Source organism: Methylobacterium sp. WL64, from assembly GCF_008039945.1.
Taxonomy (GTDB): domain Bacteria; phylum Pseudomonadota; class Alphaproteobacteria; order Rhizobiales; family Beijerinckiaceae; genus Methylobacterium.
Map to the genome: position 1 here is coordinate 1 of NZ_VRVA01000094.1, position 20,859 is coordinate 20,859.

Here is a 20,859-nt window from a genome sequence, read left to right on the forward strand (position 1 = left end):
GCCGATGCCGCGGGTCGCCGCGGGGATCGGATCCCGCGCGTAACTTGGCCGACACCTGGGTTCCCGCGGCGTCCCGCGTCCAGCGTGAGGAGACTTCTTGGGCCATGCCCCCGGCGCACCAGGCGCGTGGGGACGATGAGGCCTGTCGGGAGGTCGCGTGCGAACCGTTGATTCGATCCGTCTGGTCTGGATCGACTAGGTTGGCTGATGAATATCCGCCGCCGAGATCTTTCGGCCGGGGATCGATAGGTTTTTGTCACACTTCGTTCGAGGAGTAAGGCGGAGCCGCCGTTGAGGCGGGGAACGATTATCGCTAGCGTGCCGCCAAATCGGGAGGATGCACGGCAACCGTGCACGGGATGGATATGGCACACGCAACCCACGCGACGACCGCGCCCGGCGCTCCCCGCGAGCCCTGGTACAAGGTCCTCTATATCCAGGTCCTGATCGCCATCGTGCTCGGCGTGCTGCTGGGCTGGTACGACCCGGCCACCGGCAAGGCGATGAAGTGGCTCGGCGACGCCTTCATCGGCCTGATCAAGATGATGATCGCGCCGATCATCTTCTGCACCATCGTACACGGCATCGCGTCTGTCGGCGATCTCAAGAAGGTCGGCCGGGTCGGCGTGAAGGCGCTGGTCTATTTCGAGGTCGTCTCCACCCTGGCGCTGCTGATCGGCGTGCTGGTCGGCGAGGTGATCCGGCCGGGTGCCGGCTTCAACGCCGACCCGACGAAGCTCGATGCCAGCAAGGTCGCGAGCTACGCCAACAAGGCGGCCGCCGATTCCACCGTCGCCCACATCCTGGCGATCATCCCCAAGAGCTTCCTGGATCCCTTCGCCACCGGCGACCTGCTGCAGGTGCTTCTGATCTCGATCCTCACCGGCGTGGTCGTGACCAGCCTCGGCGAGCGCGCGGCCGCGGTGAACAGCGCGATCGATACCGCCGGGCAGATCTTCTTCAAGATCATCGGCATCGTGGTGAAGCTCGCCCCCGTGGGCGCCTTCGGCGCGATGGCGTTCACCATCGGCGAGTACGGCATCCAGAAGATCTACGACCTCGCCTGGCTGGTCGGCACCTTCTACGTCACCGCGATCCTGTTCGTGGTCGTGGTACTGGGCAGCATCGCCAAGGTCGCGGGCTTCTCGATCTTCCGCTTCCTCGCCTACATCAAGGACGAGCTGCTGATCGTGGTCGGCACGTCCTCGTCGGAGACCGTGCTGCCGCAGCTGATGACCAAGATGCGCCGGCTCGGCGCCTCGGATTCGGTGGTCGGCCTCGTGGTCCCGACCGGCTACTCGTTCAACCTCGACGGCACCAACATCTACATGACGCTCGCCACGCTGTTCCTGGCGCAGGCGGTGGGTGCGGACCTGACCTTCGCGCAATACGCGACGATCATCCTGGTGGCGATGCTGACCTCGAAGGGCGCCTCCGGCGTGACGGGCGCCGGCTTCATCACCCTGGCGGCCACGCTCTCGGCGATCCCGAACAGCCCGGTCCCGGTCGCCGCCATGACCCTGGTGCTCGGTATCGACAAGTTCATGTCCGAGTGCCGCGCGCTCACCAACCTCGTGGGCAACGGCGTCGCCTGCGTGGTGGTCAGCCGCTGGGAGGGCGAGCTCGACATGGCCAAGCTCAACGAGGTCATGGCCCATCCGGTCGCGATCGGCACCGACATCTCCGATCACGCGCCGCAGCCGATGGGGACCGACACCAAGGTCACCAAGGTCGCCGCGGCGGAGTGATGCCGGCGCCCAGCGGGCGGGCTCGCCTCGGCATCGATCTCGGCGGCACCAAGATCGCCGGAATCGTGCTGGATTCCAGCGGCGCGACCCTGGCCGAGGCCCGGGTCCCGGCCCCGCGCGGCGATTACCGGGGTACCCTCGACGCCCTGGCCGCCCTGGTGGAGCGACTGGAAGCCGAAGCCGGCGCCGCGTCCGGCGCTCCTTGCAGCGTCGGCATCGGCATGCCCGGCAGCCTGTCGCCGGCGACCGGCCTCGTGCGCAACGCCAACTCCCACTGGCTCAACGGTCATCCGTTCGGGATCGACCTCGCGCAGCGGCTCGACCGTCCGGTCCGGATCGAGAACGACGCCAACTGTCTCGCGGTCTCTGAGGCGGTCGACGGCGCCGGGGCCGGCGCCCGGGTGGTCTGGGCGGTAATCCTGGGCACCGGGGTCGGATCGGGCATCGCCATCGACGGCCGCGTGCTCACCGGCCGCAACGGCATCGCGGGCGAGTGGGGCCACGGCCCCCTGCCGGCGCCCACCCCCGACGAGCAGCCAGGACCGGATTGCTATTGCGGTCGCCGGGGCTGCGTCGAGACCTGGCTGTCCGGGCCAGGACTCGCCGCCGACCATGCCCGTCGGCACGGCGGCCATCGCACCGCCGAGGCTGTCGTCTCCGCCGCCCGCGACGGCGACGAGGACGCGCGGAAAACCCTGACGACGCATCTCGACCGGCTCGGGCGCGCCGCGGCCCAGGTGGTCAACCTGCTGGATCCGGACGTGATCGTGATTGGCGGCGGCCTGTCGCGCATCCCCGAGTTGATCGCCGGACTGCCCGGTGCGATCGCCCCGCACGTCTTCTCCGACGCCTTCGACACCCCCGTGCGCGCCAGCCTCCATGGCGACGCCTCCGGGGTGCGCGGGGCGGCCTGGCTCTGGGAAGCCGACCGATAACACCGGCTCGAGAGCTGGCCGCCGCTCCGGGATGCCGATGCGCCGGTGCCGGAGGAGCCTTGGACATCGCGGTCGTCGGGCGAACCTGAAAGTTACCTCCAAGGCCCGGCCGGGCGGCGCAGCCCGGGGCAAGGCGGCGGGAGACCACAGGCGGGAGACCACAGGGGGGAGACCACAGGGACGTGTACGGCGGGCCCCTTGTCCATGCCGGGAGGGCAGGGCAGGAGGGCCGCACCCGCTACCGCGAAGCCCCGATGATCGTCCGCACCCGGCCCAACCTGTTCACCCTGCTATTCACGATGCAGGGCTCGATCCTGCCGCGGGTGGCCCAGAAACTCGTCGGGATCGTCGCGGTCTCCTGCCTCGTGGTCTGGGCGGAGGCGCGCTGGCCCGCTTTCTTCCCGGTGACCGCCGGGGTCGCGCCGTTCACGCTGGTCGGCCTCGCCCTGTCGATCTTCCTGAGTTTCCGCAACAACGCCTGCTACGAGCGCTGGTGGGAGGCTCGGAAGGCCTGGGGCAGCCTGATCGGCGAGGTGCGCAACCTCGCCCGCCTGATGCCGGCCCTGCTGCCGGCCGCCGAGGCGGCGCCCCAGCTGCGGCGCCTGTCGGCCTTCGCGCACGGCCTGCACGCCCGCCTGCGCGGCCTCGACGAGGCCCGCGCGGTGGACGGGAAGGCGCCGGGCTCGGACCTCTGCGGCCCGAACCCGACCGATTCGGTCCTGGCCGCCATGACCCGCGACCTCGCCGGGCTGATGCGGGCCGGGCGCCTCACCGACATCCAGTTCGGCCTCCTGGAAACCCGGATCGAGGCCCTGTCCGGGGTGCACACCGCCTGCGAGCGGATCGCCAACACGCCGCTGCCCTTCGCCTACACGCTGCTCGTCTACCGCACGGCCTGGCTCTACTGCCTGCTGCTGCCGGTGGGCCTCGCGGGCTCGCTCGGCTGGGCGACGCCGGTCGTAGTGGCGCTCGTCGGCTACACGTTCTTCGGCCTCGACGCCCTCGGCGACGAATTGGAGGAGCCGTTCGGCACCGAGCCGAACGACCTGCCCCTCGACGCGATGGTCCGGGCCGTCGACCGCATCGTCCACCACGCCCTGGGCGAACCGATGCCGGCGCCGCTCGCACCGGACGGGTATTGGCTGCGGTAGCGCCGGGATCAGCCGTTCCAGGCACGCAGGACCGGTTCGCTGCGGTCGTGCTCGTAGCCCAGCACGCTGACGCTGGCGGTACCGAGCACCAGCAGCGCGCCGCCCTCCGGCGGCAGGCCGAGCCAGCGGGCGGCGAGCACGCGCAGACAATGGGCACTGGAAAAGAGGATCAGGTCCGCATCCAGGGCGCGGATCCGGGCGATGACCCGGTCGGCCCGGGCGCCGACATCGGCGGCCGTTTCGCCGCCGGGGCAGCCGTCGCGAAAAAGCCGCCAGCCCGGGCGCTCGGCCAGGATCTCCTTCGTGGTTCGGCCCTCGTAGGCGCCGTAATCCCACTCGGCGAGGTCCGGGTCGATCGTGCGGGCCGCGCCGAACCCCGCGAGCGCGCAGGTGGTCGCCGCACGACTCGACGGGCTCGACCAGACCGCCGCATAGGCTCCGGCCGCCAGGCGCGGCGCGAGGGTACGGGCCGCCGCCTCGCCCACCGGCGTCAACGGGATGTCGCTGCGCCCGGTATGCTGCCCGGACAAGCTCCAGGCGGTCTCACCGTGGCGGACCAGAGTGATCTGTGGGAGCTTGGTCTGGGACATGCGCGCCTCCGGGTGCCTGCACGCAACGTACCTGCACGCATCCGGCACCCAAAAACCAGGCAATACGCTGGCACCGCAACATCACCCTTGCGCCTCTGATGAAACGGACATAAACATATCTTTATGTCTAGCGCTGAGAGTCGAACGGCGGGATCGATCCCTTTTCCAGAAGCCCTGGGCGTCCTGCGCGCGGCGGCCGAGGAGACGCGCCTGCGCATCCTGGCGCTGCTCACCGACGGCGAATTGTCGGTCTCCGACCTCACCGACATCCTGGGCCAGTCGCAGCCGCGCATCTCACGCCACCTCAAGCTCTTGGTGGAAGCCGGTCTCGTCGAGCGGCATCGGGAAGGAGCCTGGGCTTTCTTCCGCCTGTCCGAGGCCCGTGCCGGCCTGGCCGACCCCCTCCTGTCCGGGTTGGACCGGAATACGCCACCGCTCTCGGAGGATCGGGCCCGGCTCGACGCGGTCCGCACCCAGAGGGCCGAGACGGCCCAGACTTTCTTTGCCCGACTGGCGCCCAAATGGGATGAGCTGCGCTCCCTGCACGTTCCCGAGGCGACGGTCGAGGCGGCGGTCCTCGATGCGCTGGGCGAGCGCCCCCTCGGCAGCCTGATCGATCTCGGCACCGGCACCGGCAAGATGCTCGGTCTGCTCGCCCCGCGGGCCGCCCGGGCCACCGGCCTCGATTCGAGCCACGCCATGCTGTCGGTCGCCCGGGCCAACCTGGAGCGGCGGGGTTTGTCGCGCGTGGACTTGCGCCAGGGCGATATCCACGCGCCGCCCTTCGCCCGGGCGAGCTTCGATCTGGTGGTGGTGCATCAGGTGCTCCACTATCTCGACGATCCGGCCCGTGCCCTGCGGGGCGCCGTGCGTCTCGTGGCGCCGGGCGGACGGCTCCTGGTGGTGGATTTCGCGCCGCACGATCTCGAATTCCTGCGGACGAGCCAGGCCCATCGCCGGCTCGGCTTCTCCGCGGACCAAGTCTCCGGCTGGCTGGCCGAGGCTGGGCTCGCCACGGTCGCAACCCGCGATCTGGTGCCCCGGGAGGTCGGCCAGCTGACCGTCACGCTGTGGCTCGCGCAGGAAGCCGGTCACCGGCAGGCCGGCCTCGACCGCGCCGCCGAACCGCTCCAGCGAGCGGTCGCCTGACCCCGAAGTCCGGCGGCCCTCACACAACCTGTCACCCTTATCGTCTGAACCGACCGACATAGAGGACGAGATCCGATGCGCCGCCCCACCCACCGCGCCAGCCGAGACGGCTACCACCCGATCCGCGTCTCGATCGAATTCTTCCCGCCCAAGACCGACGAGATGGAGAAGGTCCTGTGGTCGTCGATCGAGCGTCTGGCACCGCTTCAGCCGAAATTCGTCTCCGTGACCTACGGGGCGGGCGGCTCGACCCGGGAGCGCACACACAACACGGTCGCCCGGATGATCCGCGAGACGACCCTCAAGCCGGCTGCGCACCTGACCTGCGTGGATGCCAGCCGCGAGGAGATCGACGCGGTTGTGCAGTCCTATTGGGATGTCGGCGTCCGCCACATCGTGGCCCTGCGCGGCGATCCGGCCGACGGCGTCGGCCACGCCTACCGGCCGCATCCTGAAGGCTACGCCACGACCGCCGAGTTGGTGGCGGGAATCAAGCGCATCGGCGACTTCAAAGTCTCGGTCTCGGCTTATCCCGAGAAGCACCCGGAGGCCGCCACCCTCGATGCCGACATCGACGCCCTGAAGGCCAAGGTCGATGCCGGCGCCGACCAGGCGATCACGCAGTTCTTTTTCGAGAACGAGGTCTATCTGCGCTATCTCGAGAAGGTCCGGGCCGTCGGGATCACGATCCCGATCATCCCGGGCATCCTGACGGTGCAGAACTTCAAGCAGTCGGCGAACTTCGCCCGGCGCACCGGTGCCTCGGTGCCCTACTGGCTGGCAGCCCGGTTCGAGGGGCTGGACAACGACGTGGAGACCCGCCGGCTCGTCGCCGCCGCCGTGGCGGCCGAGCAGGTGCTCGACCTGGTGGACGAGGGCGTCCAGGACTTCCACTTCTACTCGATGAACCGCTCCGACCTCGTCTACGCGATCTGCCACCTGCTCGGCCTGCGCGCGCAGGCGCCGAAGCTGGCGGCGGAGAAGGCGGCGGCTTAAATTCAGCTGCGCCCGGTTCGGGCGGCAGGGGGTTAGGACCATGACCGAACCGCAGGATAGCGTTCTTCCGATTCGCTGGGGGATACGGACCGATATACGAGACCGCAGGCGGAATGCCGCGCGCGCGTTCACCGTGGTCAACCAGCGACACGACCAAATCGAGCGTCGGTCCGGCAATCTTCGGGACGCCGTCGACGGCGAATCGCCCCTAGGGCGCTACGCGGCGGCCGAGGTCGAAGAACGCGTCGACGCGATCGAGACGCGGCCCGCCGCCCTGGGGAAGGCGCACTGATCCGGTCGAACGCCGGACCGGTTCAAGACAAGATCACACCCTCCGCCTCGTCCTGAGGTGCCGCGACGCGGCCTCGCGGGAGGGTTCCAGGGAACGCTAAGACATCTGGAGGCCTCCTCCGAAGCCTCCGTTTCGCTCCGGCACCTCAGGTTGAGGTGATCTGTTGGGACCGATCATGACTGACTTTCCGCCCGTCGACGGCACCGAGATCGCAACCGCGCTGCGCCAGCGCGCGTCGGAGAAGATCCTCGTCCTCGACGGGGCGATGGGCACCGTCATTCAGCGGCTCGGTCTGACCGAGGCGGATTTCCGCGGAGACCGGTTCAAGGATCATCCGAACGACCAGAAGGGCAACAACGACCTCCTGATCCTGACGCAGCCGGACGCGATCCGGCAGATCCATCTGGATTACTTCCTGGCCGGCGCCGACGTCTGTGAGACCAACACGTTCTCCGGCACCACCATCGCGCAAGGCGATTACGGCCTCGAATCGATCATCCACGACCTGAACCGGGAGGGCGCGCGGCTCGCCCGCGAGGCGGCGCAGCTCGCTGAGAAACAGGATGGTCGCCGCCGCTTCGTCGCCGGCGCCATCGGCCCGACGAACCGTACGCTGTCGATCTCGCCGGACGTGAACAATCCCGGCTACCGCGCAGTGACCTTCGATCAGGTCAAGACCGCCTACATGGAGCAGGTCCGCGGCCTGATCGCCGGCGGCGCCGAGCTGATCCTGATCGAGACGATCTTCGACACGCTCAACGCCAAGGCAGCAGTGGCCGCGGCCTGGGCCGTGTTCGAGGAGACCGGGATCCGCCTGCCGATCCAGATCTCCGGCACGATCACCGACCTGTCGGGCCGGACGCTGTCGGGCCAGACTCCGGCGGCATTCTGGAATGCGCTCCGCCACTCCGATCCGCTGACCTTCGGCCTGAACTGCGCGTTGGGCGCCCGCGAAATGCGCGGCCACATCGCCGAGCTGTCGCGGATCTGCGACACCCTGGTCTGCGCCTACCCGAACGCCGGCCTGCCCAACGAGTTCGGTCTCTACGACGAGAGTCCGGAGGCCATGGGGGCGCTGGTCGGAGAGTTCGCGCAAGCCGGCCTGGTCAACATGGTCGGAGGGTGCTGCGGCACCACGCCGGATCATATCCGGGCGATCAGCGAGGCGGTCGCCGGCAAGACGCCCCGGCAGACCCCCGAGATCCCGCGCCTGATGCGGCTCTCGGGCCTGGAGCCCTTCGTGCTCACCAAGGAAATCCCGTTCGTGAACGTCGGTGAGCGCACCAACGTCACCGGGTCGGCCAAGTTCAGGAAGCTCATCACCAACGGCGACTACGCCGCCGCCCTCGATGTCGCCCGCGATCAGGTCGCGGCGGGCGCCCAGGTGATCGACGTCAACATGGACGAAGGCCTGCTCGACTCGCAGAAGGCGATGGTCGAGTTCCTCAACCTCGTCGCTGCCGAGCCCGATATCGCCCGGGTCCCGGTCATGGTCGATTCCTCGAAGTTCGAGGTGATCGAGGCCGGCCTGAAATGCATCCAGGGCAAGGCGATCGTGAACTCGATCTCCATGAAGGAGGGCGAGGAGAAGTTCATCGAGGCCGCCAAGATCTGCCGCTCCTACGGGGCTGCCGTGGTGGTGATGGCCTTCGACGAGCAGGGCCAGGCGGACACCTACGAGCGCAAGGTCGAGATCTGCACCAAGGCCTACCGGATCCTGACCGAGCAGGTCGGCTACCCGCCGGAAGACATCATCTTCGATCCGAACATCTTCGCGGTGGCCACCGGCATCGAGGAGCATAACGGCTACGGGGTCGCCTTCATCGAGGCGACTCGGACGATCCGCGAGACCCTTCCGCACGCCCACATCTCAGGCGGCGTCTCGAACCTGAGCTTCGCGTTCCGCGGCAACGAGCCGGTGCGCGAGGCGATGCACGCAGTGTTCCTGTACCACTGCATCCAGGTCGGGATGGACATGGGTATCGTCAACGCCGGCCAGCTGGCCGTCTACGACGAGATTCCGGCGGAGCTGCGCGAGCTGTGCGAGGACGTGGTCCTCAACCGCCGGGACGATTCCACCGAGCGCCTGCTGGAATCGGCCGAGCGCTTCAAGACCGGTGCCTCCGCCCAGGCTAAGACCGCCGACCTGACCTGGCGCGAAGCCCCTGTGGCCAAGCGCATCGAGCACGCGTTGGTCAACGGCATCACCGAGTACATCGTCGCCGACACCGAGGAGGCGCGGCAGGGCGTCGAGCGCCCGCTCCACGTCATCGAGGGCCCGCTGATGGCCGGCATGAACGTGGTCGGCGACCTGTTCGGCGCCGGCAAGATGTTCCTGCCCCAGGTGGTGAAGTCCGCCCGGGTGATGAAGCAGGCGGTCGCCTATCTCGAGCCTTACATGGAGGAGGAGAAGCGCGCCAATGGTGGCGACGGCAAGCGCCAGGCCGCCGGCAAGGTGCTGATGGCCACCGTGAAGGGCGACGTCCACGACATCGGCAAGAACATCGTCGGCGTCGTGCTGGCCTGCAACAACTATGAGATCATCGATCTCGGCGTGATGGTCCCGGCCGCCAAGATCCTCGACGTGGCCCGCAAGGAGAACGTCGACATCGTCGGCCTGTCCGGCCTGATCACGCCGTCGCTCGACGAGATGGTCCATGTCGCGGGCGAGATGGAGCGCGAGGGTTTTTCCGTGCCGTTGCTGATCGGCGGCGCCACCACGAGCCGCGTCCACACCGCGGTGAAGATCCACCCGGCCTACGCCAAGGGTCAGGCGGTCTACGTCACCGATGCAAGCCGCGCGGTCGGCGTGGTGTCGAGCCTGCTGTCGAAGGAGACCCGCGACACGACGATCGAGAAGGTGCGTGCCGAGTACGCCAAGGTCTCGGCCGCCCATGCCCGCTCGGAGCTCGACAAGCAGCGCCTGCCCCTGGCCAAGGCCCGGGCGAACGCGTTCAAGGTCGATTGGTCGGGCTACGCGCCGAAGAAGCCGGCCTTCACGGATGCCCGGGTGTTCGGGTCTTACGAGGTCGCCGACCTCGTCCCCTATATCGACTGGACGCCGTTCCTGCAGACCTACGAGTTCAAGGGCCGCTTCCCGGCGATCCTCGACGACCCGGACCAGGGTCCCGCGGCACGCGCCCTCTACGAGGATGCGCAGGAGATGCTCAAGCAGATCGTGGCGGAGCGCTGGTTCAACCCGAAGGGCGTGATCGGCTTCTGGCCGGCCAACAGCGTCGGCGACGACATCGTGCTCTACACCGGCGAGAGCCGCAGCGATCGGCTGGCGACCTTCCACGGTCTGCGCCAGCAGCTCTCGAAGCGTGACGGCCGGCCCAACACCTGCCTGTCGGACTTCGTCGCCCCCGCGGAGACCGGCATCGCCGATTACGTCGGCGGCTTCGTGGTGACGGCCGGCCTGGAGGAGGTGCGGATCGCCGAGCGGTTCGAGCGGGCCAACGACGATTACCGGGCGATCCTGGTGAAGGCGCTGGCCGACCGGATCGCCGAGGCCTTCGCCGAGCGCATGCACGAGCGCGTCCGCCGGGAGTTCTGGGGCTACGCGGCGGACGAGAGCTACACGCCGGCGGAACTGACGAGCGAGCCCTATGCCGGCATTCGCCCGGCCCCGGGCTACCCGTCCCAGCCCGATCACACCGAGAAGACGCAGTTGTTCGATCTCCTGAAGGCCGAGCGACGGATCGGGGTGAAGCTGACCGAGTCCTACGCCATGTGGCCGGGCTCCTCGGTCTCGGGACTCTACCTGGCGCACCCGCAGGCGCATTACTTCGGCGTCGCCAAGGTCGAGCGCGATCAGGTCGAGGATTACGCCCTGCGCAAGGGCATGGACATCCGTGAGGTCGAGCGCTGGCTCGGGCCGATCCTGAACTACGACCCGACGCGGTATCTGGCGGAGGCCGCGGAGTAGGGGGGCAGCCACGCATCCAACGGCGGCCCGTCTCCGTGAAACGGGGTCGCCGCCGGATGCGTCGTGCGATCGATCGGGATCAGCAGGTCCCGGCGCCCCGCGTGTTGACGTAGAGCGCGTAGACCGCGTGCGAGGCGGCCATCAGCAGCAGGTTGCGCTCGAGGCCGCCGAAGCAGAGGTTGGCGCAGCGCTCGGGCAGGCGGATCCGGCCGATCGGCTTGGCTTGCGGCGACAGGACGAGCACGCCGTCCTCGGCCTCGCTCATGCCCCAGCCGCACCACAGGTTGCCATCGACGTCGACCCGGAATCCGTCCGGCGTCCCCGTGCCGGCGTCGAAGAACAGCCGTCCGTTGGCGGCCTTGGTGCCGTTCTCGACGATGTCGTAGACGCGGATCAGGCGGTTCGGCTTGGCGCGCGCCTCGATGACGTAGAGCTTGGACTCGTCCGGTGAGAAGGCCAGCCCGTTCGGACCGGCGAGCCCTGCCACTGCAAGGCTAACCTGCCCGCTGGCCGGGTCGATCCGGTAGACGTTGCCCGGAAGCTCCGGAGCCGCCATCGACTCGTGCGGGCTCGGCCCGAAGGCCGGGTCCGTGAACCAGATGGCGCCGTCGGAATGGCAGACCACGTCGTTGGGCGAATTGAGCGGCTTGCCGTCGAACCGATCGAGCAGCGTGGTGATCGAGCCGTCATGCTCGGTCCGGGTGACGCTCCGGGTCTTGTGCTGGCAGGTGACGAGGCGCCCTTGCCGGTCCCGGGTGTTGCCATTGGCATAGGCGGACGGCTTGCGGAACACCGTGAGCGCGCCGGAGGCCTCGTCCCAGCGCATGATCCGGTCGTTGACCACGTCGCTGAACAGCAGCGCCCCCATGTCGCCGAACCAGACCGGCCCCTCGGCCCAGCGCAGGCCGGTGGCGACCCGCTCCACGGTGGCGGAGGCCAGGCGGCACTTGGCGAAGGCCGGATCGAGCACCTCGACGGCCGGATCGGGCACACGCTGCGACGGCTCCCATCCGGCTCCGGCGGCCCGCGCGGCTCCAAGCAGGGCCGCACCCGCGAGCAAGCCTCTGCGTGCGATCGTGGCCATATATCCTCCCTCTTCGTTTCCGCCGCCGGCGCTTGCCGACAGCGTGCAGGCCGCTGTGCCGATGGGCTTCCTTGCGCCGGGCTGGGATCGCGGGCGGCGGGTTGGCGTCAGTGGATCTCGGGTTCGGGAATGCCGCCGGCGCCCTCCAGGAAATCGAAGTCGCAGCCCTCGTGCGCCTGTCGGACGTGCTGGGCGAACAGGCGGTTGTAGCCCCGCGGATAGGCCCGGTTCGGCGGTACGAACGCGGCCACGCGGGCGGCGATCTCGGCCTCGTCGAGGTGCAGGTGGATGCGCCGCTCGGCCACGTCGACCGTGATGCGGTCGCCGTTGCGCACCGCGGCCAGCGGCCCGCCGGCCGCCGATTCCGGCGAGACGTGCAGGATGCAGGCGCCGTAGCTGGTGCCGCTCATGCGCGCGTCCGAGATCCGCAGCATGTCGCGCACGCCCTGCCGGAGCAGCACCTTCGGGATCGGCAGCATGCCCCATTCCGGCATGCCCGGGCCGCCGATCGGGCCGGCGTTGCGCAGGACCATGATGTGGTCCGGGGTGACGTCGAGGTCGAGGTCGTTCACCGCCGCGCTCATGGCGTCGTAATCGTCGAACACCAGGGCCGGGCCGGTATGCTTGAGGAAGCGCGGATCCGCGGCCGGCGGCTTGATCACGCAGCCATGCGGCGCAAGGTTGCCGTACAGGATCGCGGTGCCGCCGGTCGTCACGATCGGCTTGTCCAGCGGGCGGATCACGTCGTCGTTGTAGACGCTCATGCCGGCGAGCCCGTCGCCGACCGTACCGCCCGTGACCGAGCGGGCGTCGAGGTGGAGGAGGGGGGACAGCCGCACCATCAGCGCCCGGATGCCGCCGGCGATGTGGAAATCCTCCATCAGCCACTGGCCCGAGGGCCGCAGGTTGGCGATCACCGGCACCTTCTGGGCGAACTCGTCGAACTCCGCGAGCTTGATCGGTATCCCGGCCCGCCCGGCCATCGCCACCAGATGGATCATCGCGTTGGTCGAGCCGGCCAGCGCGTTGTGGACCACCAAGGCGTTGTCGATCGAGCGCCGGTCGAGGATGTCGGACGGCTTCAGGTCCTCCCAGATCATCTCGACGATGCGCCGGCCGCAGGCGCTGGCCATGCGGGGGTGATCGGCGTCGGCAGCGGGAATCGAGGCCGAGCCCGGCAGCGACAGGCCCAGAGCCTCGGTGATCGACGTCATCGTCGAGGCCGTGCCCATGGTCATGCAGGTTCCCGCCGAGCGGGCGATGCCCGCCTCCATGTCGTTCCACTGCTGCGTGGTGATGGCGCCGGCTTCCTTCTCGGCCCAGTACTTCCAGACGTCGGAGCCCGAGCCGAGGATCGTCCCGCCGGAATGCCCCCGCATCATCGGCCCGGCCGGCAGGAAGATCATCGGCAGGTTCATGGAGATGCCGCCCATCACCGTGCCGGGCGTGGTCTTGTCGCAACCGCCCATCAGCACCGCCCCGTCGACCGGGTGCTGACGCAGCAGCTCCTCCACCTCCATGGCCAGGAGGTTGCGGTAGAGCATCGTGGTCGGCTTGACGAAGTTTTCGGACAAGGAGAGCGCCGGGAGTTCGATCGGAAACCCGCCCGCTTGCCAGACGCCGCGCTTCACGTGCTCGACGCGCGCTTTGAAATGCTGGTGGCAGGGATTGATGTCGCTCCAGGTATTGATGATCCCGACGATCGGCTTGCCGGTGAAGTCGGCGCGCTCGTAGCCCATCTGAAGCATCCGCGAGCGGTGGCCGAAGCTGCGCAGGTCGGTGGCGCCGAACCAGCGCTGACTGCGCAGATCACCGAGGGTCTTCTTGTGTGCGGTCATCAAGCGGTCTCCGGTCTCACGCGTTCGGTCGGGCAGAGTGGATCGGTTCGGCTTCGGCGACGCCTTGGCCGCCACAGCGGAGCGGGCCGCAAAGAAGGCGACGATGCTGGAGCTGACCGCGCAGGCCGCCGAGAAATACAGTCTGGCCTCGCAGGTGCCAGTGGCCTCCGCCGGGATGGTATCGTTGTCTTCGCCGGCGCGCTGGCGTTGCACGCCGGTCGACCCGAACCGCCCACAGTCGATCCCGAGCGTCTCACGGACGTCCTGATAGAGCCGCACGCGTCACCGTACCGGGGCCAGCCTTTGTCAGCGCCCGGTCTGCTTCCGCCACGCGGCGAAGTCGGCGAGACTCTGCTCGTCGGTGGCTGGATAGAGGCCGAGGATCGAGCGCCCCTTGCGGACCTCTTCGGTTACGAAATCCTCGTAGGCGGTCATCTCCACCGCCTCGTCGGCGACCTCGTCGGCGAGATGGGCCGGAATCACCGCCACGCCGTCGCCGTCGCCCACGATCACGTCGCCCGGGAAGACCGGGGCGTCGCCGCAGCCGATCGGCACGTTGATGTCGATGGCCTGGTGGTGGGTCAGGTTCGTCGGCGCCGAGGGGCGCACGTGGTAGCTCGGCATGTCGAGCTGGGCGATCTCGTCGGCGTCGCGGAAACCGCCGTCGGTGACGAGCCCGGCGCAGCCCCGCACCATCAGCCGGGTCGCCAAGATCGAGCCGGCCGAGGCGGCGCGGGCGTCCTTGCGGCTGTCGATCACGAACACGGCGCCGGGCGGGCATTCCTCCACCGCCTTGCGCTGCGGATGCGCGCGGTCGCGGAACACCGTGATCGGGTTCAGGTCCTCGCGGGCGGGCATGTAGCGCAGGGTGAACGCCTCGCCGACCATCGTGCCGCCGCCGGCCTTCAGCGGGCGCACGCCCTGGATCATCTGGTTGCGCAGGCCGCGCTTGAACAGCGCGGTCATCAGCGTCGCCGTGCTGACGGTCTTGAGCTTGTCGCGCGTCGCAGGGGACAGCCCGGCCATCCGCATCTCCTCCCATGAAGGCGGTCGCCATCGAGCCCGGATCGTCGAGGATCCGGTCGGCGCAGTTGCGCCCTGGGCGACCCCTGATATCTCAGCGCTTGAGTAGGGCGCCGACTGGAGCCATTGTCAACTGAAGCAAGCCAAGGCTTCGGGAGGGGATCGGGTTGGGGGATGCGAGGAGCTTGACGGCGGGCCCCGACGCGCGCGCGATCGCGACCGACGCGGGACGGACTCGGTCCCTCGCCGAGACCGCCTACGACGCCATCGAGCAGATGATCATCAGCCGCCGCCTCGCACCGGGCGCGATGGTGTCGGAGGGCGAGCTCGGCGCGGAACTGGCGCTCGGGCGCACCCCGGTCCGCGAGGCGCTGGCGCGGCTCAAGACGATCGGCTTCGTCGAGGTCCATCCGCGCCGCGGCGTGCTCGTCACCCCGGTCGACGTCATCCGCCACCTAGAATTGCTGGAGGTCCGGCGCCCGCTGGACGAGACGATGGCCCGCTGCATCATCGTCCGCGCCTCCGACAACGACCTGGACGCCCTGCAGCGTCATACCGAGGGCTTGCTCGTGGCCGCGGGTGCCCGGGATCGCGAGGTCTACTTCCGGCTCAAGCGCACCCTGCACGAGGCGATGGTCGGAGCAGCCTACAACCAGACGCTGACCAGCACGATGGGCCCGCTCCACGCCCAGTCCCGGCGGTTCTGGTACAGCCACGAGCCCACCGCCAGTTTCCAAGACTGCGCTGGAATCCACGCTACGATCGTGGCCGGCATCGCCGCCCGAAACGCCGAGCGGGCCCTTGCCGGAATCGCGACCCTGTTCGATCTCCTCGATCAGATGACGCGACGGGCCCTCGACCGACGACCTCTGGTCTGACAGGTTGACCGGGCCACCCGCAGCCCTACCCTGAGGCTGAAATATCAGTCGCATCCCAGGACACGGCATCGGTAAGGCGCACGGCTGCAACAGGCCGGCCGCCCCTGGAGACCTCCTCCGGGCGGCATCATCGCCAGGGAGAAACGGCTTGAGCGGATTGCCCCCACGCACCGGTGCGCAGGTGCTCGTCGATCAGTTGCTCGTCCAGGGCATCGAGCGGGTGACCTGCGTCCCCGGCGAGAGCTACCTCGCGGTGCTCGACGCCCTGCGCGACAGCGGCATCGACGTGCTCGTGTGCCGGCAGGAGGGCGGCGCCGCGATCATGGCGGAAGCCGCCGGCAAGCTCACCGGCCGTCCGGGCATCTGCTTCGTCACCCGCGGCCCCGGAGCCACCAACGCCTCGGCGGGCGTCCACATCGCGCGCCAGGATTCGACGCCGATGATCCTGTTCGTCGGGCAGATCGGCCGGGCGATGCGGGGCCGGGAGGCGTTCCAGGAAGTCGATTACCGCCAGATGTTCGGTGGGCTGGCCAAGTGGGCGGTGGAGATCGACGACGCAGCCCGCATCCCGGAGATCCTCGCGCGGGCCTTCCGGGTCGCGCTGCAGGGCCGCCCCGGGCCGGTGGTGATCGCCCTCCCGGAGGACATGCTCGACGATGTGGTGGCGGTCGCCGACGCGCCGCGGGTGGTCCCGGCCGAGCCCGCCCCGTCGCCTGAGGATGTCGAGCGGCTGCGCACCCTGCTGGCCGCGGCGCGGCGACCGGTCGTGCTGCTCGGCGGCGCACGCTGGACGGAGGCCGCCCGCACCGCCCTGGCCGCCTGGGCCGAGAGCCACGACGTGCCGATGGCGGTCTCGTTCCGGCGGGCCAACCTGTTCGATGCCGACCACCCGAACTTCGCCGGCGAACTCGGGATCGGACCGAACCCGGACCTCCTGGCCCTCATCCAGGCGTCAGACCTGCTGCTCATGGTCGGCGGGCGTCTCTCCGAGATGCCGGCCCAGTCCTACGGGCTGCTCGGCATCCCCAATCCCGGGCTGCCGCTGGTCCACGTCCATCCCGATCCGGAGGAACTCGGCCGGGTCTATCAGCCAGCCCTGGCGATCCAGGCGAGCCCGGGGGCGTTCTGCGCCGCCCTGCCGCGCTACGACGCACCGGGGGCAGGGCGCGCCGCCGAGGCACACGCCTCCTACCGCGCCTGGTCGGAGGCGCCGGAACCCAAGCCCGGGGCGTTCCAGTACGGCCAGGCGATCACCTGGCTGCGGGAGCGGCTGCCGCGCGATGCGGTGATCTGCAACGGCGCCGGCAACTTCGCCACCTGGATCCATCGCTACTACCGGTTCCGCGCGTTCGGCACGCAGCTCGCCCCGACCTCGGGGTCGATGGGCTACGGCCTGCCCGCCGCCGTGATGGCCAAGCGCAGCACGCCTGAGCGGATCGTCGTGACGCTCGCGGGTGACGGCGACGTGATGATGACCGTGCAGGAATTCGCCACCGCCGTGCAGTACGGCATCGCGATCGTCGTCGTGGTCCTGGACAATGGCATGTACGGCACGATCCGGATGCACCAGGAGCGCGAGTATCCCGGGCGGGTCTCCGCGACCGAACTGCGCAATCCGGATTTCGCCGCCCTGGCCCGCTCCTGCGGCGGCCATGGCGAGCGCGTCGAGCGCACTGAAGAGTTCGCCCCCGCCTTCGAGCGCAGCCTCGCCGCCGGCCTGCCGGCGATGATCCACTGCCTCGTCGACCCAGAGGCGCTGACACCGACCATGACCCTAGCAGCGATCCGCGCGAAGGCCCTGGCGGCACGCGAGGGCTGAGAGGCCTCGTCTCACCGACCCGGTGCGGAGCGTCCGCACCCGTTTCGAACAGGAGTCGATTATGACCGTGCGTGGCGAGAACCTGATCGGCGCTCAGGCCCAGCGAGGCACGCAGGCCGCGTTCCAGGCCGTGGAGGCGGCCACCGGCAACACCCTGGAACCCGATTTCCCCGGCGCGAGCCTCGCCGATCTCGACCGGGTCTGCGCCCTGGCGGATTCCGCCTTCGACACCTACCGCGAGACCGCGCCGGAGGCCCGGGCGGCCTTTCTGGAGGCGATCGCCGCCAACATCCTCGACATCGGCGATGATCTCGTCACCCGCTGCATGGCGGAGACCGGTCTGCCCCGGCCCCGGATCGAGGGCGAGCGCGGCCGCACCGTGGGTCAGCTACGCCTGTTTTCCGGAATCCTGCGCGAGGGCAGCGCATTCCAGATCCGCATCGATCCGGCGCTGCCGGACCGCAAGCCGCTGCCGCGGCCGGATTTACGCCTGCGGATGCTCGCCGTGGGACCGGTGGCGGTGTTCGGCGCCAGCAACTTCCCGCTCGCCTTCTCGGTGGCCGGCGGCGACACCGCCTCGGCGCTGGCGGCCGGCTGCCCGGTGATCGTCAAGGCGCACCCGGCCCATCCTGGCACCTCCGAGCTGGTCGGCCGGGCGATCCAGAAGGCGGTCACCGCGAGCGGCCTGCCGGAAGGGGTGTTCTCGCTGCTGTTCGATACGGGCCAGTCGATCGGGCAGGGGCTGGTGGCTGACCACCGGATCGCCGCGGTCGGCTTCACCGGATCGCGCCGGGGCGGCACCGCCCTGATGGAGATCGCGGCCAAGCGCCCCCGTCCGATCCCGGTCTATGCCGAGATGAGCAGCATCAACCCGGTCCTGCTGTTCCCGGGCGCCTTGGCGACCCGGGGCGAGGCGATAGGGCGGGCCTTCGCGGCCTCGCTGACGCTGGGCGCCGGCCAGTTCTGCACCAACCCGGGCCTGATCCTGGCGGTGCCCGGCCCCGGCCTCGACGCCTTCCTGGCCTCGGCCACGGCCGTCCTGCGGGAGAGCCCGGCCGCGACCATGCTGACCCCCGGCATCCACCGCGCCTATTGCGAGGGCGTCGCGCGCCTGGGCCGCCACGCCGCCGTGACGCAGCTCGCCGAAGGGCCGAACGGCGCGGCCACTCAGGGCCGGGCAGCCCTGTTCGCCACCGATTCGGACACTTTCCTGGCCGAGCCGGCGCTGCAGGAGGAGATGTTCGGCGCGGCCGCCCTGGTGGTGCGCTGCGCAGACCTCGCCGCGATGCGGGCGGTGCTCGAGCAGCTCGAGGGACAGCTCACGGCGTCCCTGCACATCGCCCTCGAGGATCACGCGGCCGTGCGTGGGCTGCTCCCGCTGCTCGAGCGTCGGGTCGGACGCATCCTGGTCGACGGTTTCGGCACGGGGGTCGAAGTGGCACACGCCATGGTCCATGGCGGCCCGTACCCGGCGACCTCGGACGGGCGCACGACCTCGGTGGGGAGCCTCGCGATCGACCGGTTCCTCCGGCCGGTGAGCTACCAAGACCTCCCCGACGCCCTGCTGCCCGCAGCGCTCCAGGAAGCCAACCCGCTCAACCTCCCGCGCAGGCTCGACGGCACCCTCGAGCGCCGCTGACGGCCCCAGGGCCACGGGGCCAGGCACGCAGCCAGCCATCCCCGCGCGCCACAGGCTCCAACCCCGCCGTTCGCGCCCGAACGACCGCTTGCCACGCCGGGGCTGCCCGTCTAGACAGCCCCCGGCCCACGGTGGGGCGTCGCCAAGTGGTAAGGCAGCGGTTTTTGGTACCGCCATTCCCAGGTTCGAATCCTGGCGCCCCAGCCAAGCTTTCGCGTAAGTCTCTGGTTTCGAACGATTTCCCGCTGAAGCGGGAGGCGTCGGCACACATCGGTGTTGCACATGCGTGTCTCACACGAGGTGCCCAGTGCCGGCTATCGCTCATGCTTACAGGCGCGGTGGGAGCTATTCCTGGCGCCGCCGGATCCCGCTGGCGCTGATCCGATTCTGCCGTTCCAAGCAGCTCGTGGTAAGCCTAGGCACGCGCGACCCGGCCAGGGCACGCTTCCTCGCGAGCCAGCTCACGGCTCATTCCGATCAGCTTTTTCATCGCGCCATGAGCGAGCCCGGACCCGATCTCATCATGAGCCGCCGCCAGCTCGACGGCATCTTTCGCGAAAGCCTATTGGCTCACCTTGAAAAACTCGACCGGATCGCTGCGGCAGAACGTGCAGAACCGGACTTCGATCCTGAGGCGAGCCGGCGTGCCGATCGGCGGATGAGCGTCGCCGACCGGGTCGCTGCAGCGTGCCGTAAGACCGGGGCCGCCCGTTGCGATTCCACCTGGGACTGGGTCGTGGAGATCATCGGGGAGACCGGCGGCATTTTCTATTGTGCACCGGTGGCTCAAGCGTGATCGCGCCCGGCATACGGCAGATCGGTGTGATCGTTCATCGAGGCGTAGCTTCGATCCCGTCGGCCGATGTCTCAGTGCGCGCGAGGGGCCGCGTGCCGAACCTTGCCGGCATCGGGCTTCACGCCGCCCGTAGCCCGAGCGATCAGCGATATGGCGTGGCGCTGACGTGGGCGGCACCACGGGTTCGCCCACGACCGACGGATCGCAATCGACCAGCTCGGTCTCGTGATGCGAGGACAGGTCTTTCTGCCGGTGTACTCGTAGCGCACCCGACCGATGGGTCTCGCTCGACGTGGGTGATGCCGTCCGAGGCATCCGTGACTGTGTCGCGTACGATCGATCCGGCCAGACGGGTTTCTATGAGCCGAAACTACGTAGGTTTCAGCCGCTGAACCCGCTTGGAAGCGGGCGGAGAACAGATTTCCTGCGACGCGCATCGCCCAACTACGTATGCGGCCATAGACCAGTTAACTAAGTACCATTTGAACTAAATATTGGCTCTATTCTCATATCGACATCCGTGATTTACCCATTTTTAGACGTAATGATTGATTAACCATCCAACCAATACCTAAGGCGAACGTCGCCGTCGAGAGGTCGGAACTATGCTGCAGAGTGCATTACAGCGACGGGGGGCGGCCGATTTCGCGGCTCATCCGGACGCGCTTGGCGGCGGCTGCGCCGTGACGGCCGAACTCACGCTCGGGCAGGTGGGCGAGGCGGCTGAGGCCGTTCTGCCGGAGACGCCGTTCGTGGCGCGTGGGCTTCGGCTGGATTGGGCGGCCAAGCGCGGGCTCGACATCGGGGTGGCGGCGACTGCGCTGTTCCTGCTGCTGCCGCTGATGCTGCTGATCGCCGTGCTGGTTTGGGCCGGCGACCGCAAGGCGCCGATCTTCCGGCACATGCGGCTCGGCCGGGACGGACGCAGCTTCGGCTGCCTGAAGTTCCGCTCGATGGTCACGGACGGCGAGGGCGTGCTGGCCGCGCACCTGG

The 20,859-nt window shown here is 69.2% G+C and carries 17 protein-coding genes and 1 tRNA gene; 14 read left to right on the forward strand and 4 right to left on the reverse strand.

The window, feature by feature from the left end; genetic code table 11:
• Positions 1-365 precede the first annotated feature (365 nt).
• From FV242_RS25770 to FV242_RS25780, 3 genes are all read left to right on the forward strand, one after another.
• The gene (locus FV242_RS25770; RefSeq protein ID WP_147940912.1) at positions 366-1,748 is read left to right on the forward strand and encodes a dicarboxylate/amino acid:cation symporter; all 1,383 of its coding nucleotides are present in this window, start codon (positions 366-368) and stop codon (positions 1,746-1,748) included.
• The gene (locus FV242_RS25775; protein ID WP_147906969.1) at positions 1,748-2,683 is read left to right on the forward strand and encodes an ROK family protein; all 936 of its coding nucleotides are present in this window, start codon (positions 1,748-1,750) and stop codon (positions 2,681-2,683) included. The genes FV242_RS25770 and FV242_RS25775 overlap by 1 nt, the downstream gene beginning before the upstream one ends.
• A gap of 254 nt (positions 2,684-2,937) precedes the next feature.
• Positions 2,938-3,834, forward strand: coding sequence for a bestrophin family protein (locus tag FV242_RS25780; protein WP_147907046.1), 897 nt, complete (start codon positions 2,938-2,940; stop codon positions 3,832-3,834).
• A gap of 8 nt (positions 3,835-3,842) precedes the next feature.
• On the opposite strand, the gene FV242_RS25785 is transcribed toward FV242_RS25780, so the two are convergent.
• Complete coding sequence (locus FV242_RS25785) at positions 3,843-4,424, reverse strand: histidine phosphatase family protein (protein ID WP_147940913.1); 582 nt, start codon at positions 4,422-4,424, stop codon at positions 3,843-3,845.
• 123 nt (positions 4,425-4,547) lie between these two features.
• Between FV242_RS25785 and FV242_RS25790 the strand changes: the two genes are divergently transcribed.
• From FV242_RS25790 to metH, 4 genes are all read left to right on the forward strand, one after another.
• Positions 4,548-5,573: a metalloregulator ArsR/SmtB family transcription factor gene (locus FV242_RS25790; RefSeq protein ID WP_147940914.1), complete on the forward strand. Its 1,026-nt coding sequence runs from the start codon at positions 4,548-4,550 to the stop codon at positions 5,571-5,573.
• Positions 5,574-5,648: 75 nt separating this feature from the next.
• Positions 5,649-6,569, forward strand: a complete 921-nt coding sequence (metF, locus tag FV242_RS25795) for a methylenetetrahydrofolate reductase [NAD(P)H] (protein ID WP_147940915.1) — start codon at positions 5,649-5,651, stop codon at positions 6,567-6,569.
• 40 nt (positions 6,570-6,609) lie between these two features.
• Entirely contained in the window at positions 6,610-6,861 is a 252-nt protein-coding gene (locus FV242_RS25800) for a hypothetical protein (protein ID WP_147940916.1), read from the forward strand.
• Between the two features lie 175 nt (positions 6,862-7,036).
• Positions 7,037-10,789, forward strand: a complete 3,753-nt coding sequence (gene metH / locus FV242_RS25805; protein WP_147940917.1) for a methionine synthase — start codon at positions 7,037-7,039, stop codon at positions 10,787-10,789.
• Between the two features lie 79 nt (positions 10,790-10,868).
• Here metH and FV242_RS25810 read toward each other — a convergent pair whose 3' ends face one another.
• Both FV242_RS25810 and araD read right to left on the reverse strand, forming a co-directional pair.
• The gene (locus tag FV242_RS25810) at positions 10,869-11,873 is read right to left on the reverse strand and encodes an SMP-30/gluconolactonase/LRE family protein (RefSeq protein WP_147940918.1); all 1,005 of its coding nucleotides are present in this window, start codon (positions 11,871-11,873) and stop codon (positions 10,869-10,871) included.
• A gap of 107 nt (positions 11,874-11,980) precedes the next feature.
• Entirely contained in the window at positions 11,981-13,711 is a 1,731-nt protein-coding gene (gene araD, locus FV242_RS25815) for an L-arabinonate dehydratase (RefSeq protein ID WP_147940919.1), read from the reverse strand.
• Positions 13,712-13,814: 103 nt separating this feature from the next.
• On the opposite strand from araD, the gene FV242_RS34790 reads away from it, so the two are divergent.
• The gene (locus FV242_RS34790; RefSeq protein WP_187278563.1) at positions 13,815-13,979 is read left to right on the forward strand and encodes a hypothetical protein; all 165 of its coding nucleotides are present in this window, start codon (positions 13,815-13,817) and stop codon (positions 13,977-13,979) included.
• A 38-nt stretch (positions 13,980-14,017) separates the two neighbouring features.
• On the opposite strand, the gene FV242_RS25820 is transcribed toward FV242_RS34790, so the two are convergent.
• Positions 14,018-14,737 (reverse strand): ribonuclease activity regulator RraA, encoded by a 720-nt coding sequence (locus FV242_RS25820; RefSeq protein ID WP_147856414.1) that lies wholly within the window; start codon positions 14,735-14,737, stop codon positions 14,018-14,020.
• A 182-nt stretch (positions 14,738-14,919) separates the two neighbouring features.
• On the opposite strand from FV242_RS25820, the gene FV242_RS25825 reads away from it, so the two are divergent.
• From FV242_RS25825 to FV242_RS25850, 6 genes are all read left to right on the forward strand, one after another.
• Positions 14,920-15,612 (forward strand): GntR family transcriptional regulator, encoded by a 693-nt coding sequence (locus tag FV242_RS25825; protein ID WP_147940920.1) that lies wholly within the window; start codon positions 14,920-14,922, stop codon positions 15,610-15,612.
• 148 nt (positions 15,613-15,760) lie between these two features.
• Positions 15,761-17,431 carry a thiamine pyrophosphate-binding protein gene (locus tag FV242_RS25830; protein ID WP_147940921.1) on the forward strand — a complete coding sequence of 557 codons (1,671 nt, stop codon included), beginning with the start codon at positions 15,761-15,763 and terminating at the stop codon, positions 17,429-17,431.
• A 61-nt stretch (positions 17,432-17,492) separates the two neighbouring features.
• A complete protein-coding gene (locus tag FV242_RS25835) occupies positions 17,493-19,070 on the forward strand; it encodes an aldehyde dehydrogenase (NADP(+)) (protein WP_147940922.1) in 1,578 nt (525 codons plus the stop codon).
• A gap of 132 nt (positions 19,071-19,202) precedes the next feature.
• Positions 19,203-19,277, forward strand: a tRNA-Gln gene (locus FV242_RS25840).
• Between the two features lie 100 nt (positions 19,278-19,377).
• The gene (locus FV242_RS25845) at positions 19,378-19,866 is read left to right on the forward strand and encodes a DUF6538 domain-containing protein (protein WP_147940923.1); all 489 of its coding nucleotides are present in this window, start codon (positions 19,378-19,380) and stop codon (positions 19,864-19,866) included.
• Positions 19,867-20,549: 683 nt separating this feature from the next.
• A partial coding sequence (locus FV242_RS25850; RefSeq protein ID WP_147940924.1) for a sugar transferase occupies positions 20,550-20,859 on the forward strand: 310 nt, incomplete at its 3' end.

What these genes read in the sequence shown, in the direction of transcription:
- FV242_RS25770 (WP_147940912.1), top strand. Translation starts at nt 366, where the DNA reads ATGGCACACGCAACCCACGCGACGACCGCGCCCGGCGCTCCCCGCGAG.
- FV242_RS25775 (WP_147906969.1), top strand. Translation starts at nt 1,748, where the DNA reads ATGCCGGCGCCCAGCGGGCGGGCTCGCCTCGGCATCGATCTCGGCGGC.
- FV242_RS25780 (WP_147907046.1), top strand. Translation starts at nt 2,938, where the DNA reads ATGATCGTCCGCACCCGGCCCAACCTGTTCACCCTGCTATTCACGATG.
- FV242_RS25785 (WP_147940913.1), bottom strand. Translation starts at nt 4,424, where the DNA reads ATGTCCCAGACCAAGCTCCCACAGATCACTCTGGTCCGCCACGGTGAG.
- FV242_RS25790 (WP_147940914.1), top strand. Translation starts at nt 4,548, where the DNA reads ATGTCTAGCGCTGAGAGTCGAACGGCGGGATCGATCCCTTTTCCAGAA.
- metF (WP_147940915.1), top strand. Translation starts at nt 5,649, where the DNA reads ATGCGCCGCCCCACCCACCGCGCCAGCCGAGACGGCTACCACCCGATC.
- FV242_RS25800 (WP_147940916.1), top strand. Translation starts at nt 6,610, where the DNA reads ATGACCGAACCGCAGGATAGCGTTCTTCCGATTCGCTGGGGGATACGG.
- metH (WP_147940917.1), top strand. Translation starts at nt 7,037, where the DNA reads ATGACTGACTTTCCGCCCGTCGACGGCACCGAGATCGCAACCGCGCTG.
- FV242_RS25810 (WP_147940918.1), bottom strand. Translation starts at nt 11,873, where the DNA reads ATGGCCACGATCGCACGCAGAGGCTTGCTCGCGGGTGCGGCCCTGCTT.
- araD (WP_147940919.1), bottom strand. Translation starts at nt 13,711, where the DNA reads ATGACCGCACACAAGAAGACCCTCGGTGATCTGCGCAGTCAGCGCTGG.
- FV242_RS34790 (WP_187278563.1), top strand. Translation starts at nt 13,815, where the DNA reads ATGCTGGAGCTGACCGCGCAGGCCGCCGAGAAATACAGTCTGGCCTCG.
- FV242_RS25820 (WP_147856414.1), bottom strand. Translation starts at nt 14,737, where the DNA reads ATGGCCGGGCTGTCCCCTGCGACGCGCGACAAGCTCAAGACCGTCAGC.
- FV242_RS25835 (WP_147940922.1), top strand. Translation starts at nt 17,493, where the DNA reads ATGACCGTGCGTGGCGAGAACCTGATCGGCGCTCAGGCCCAGCGAGGC.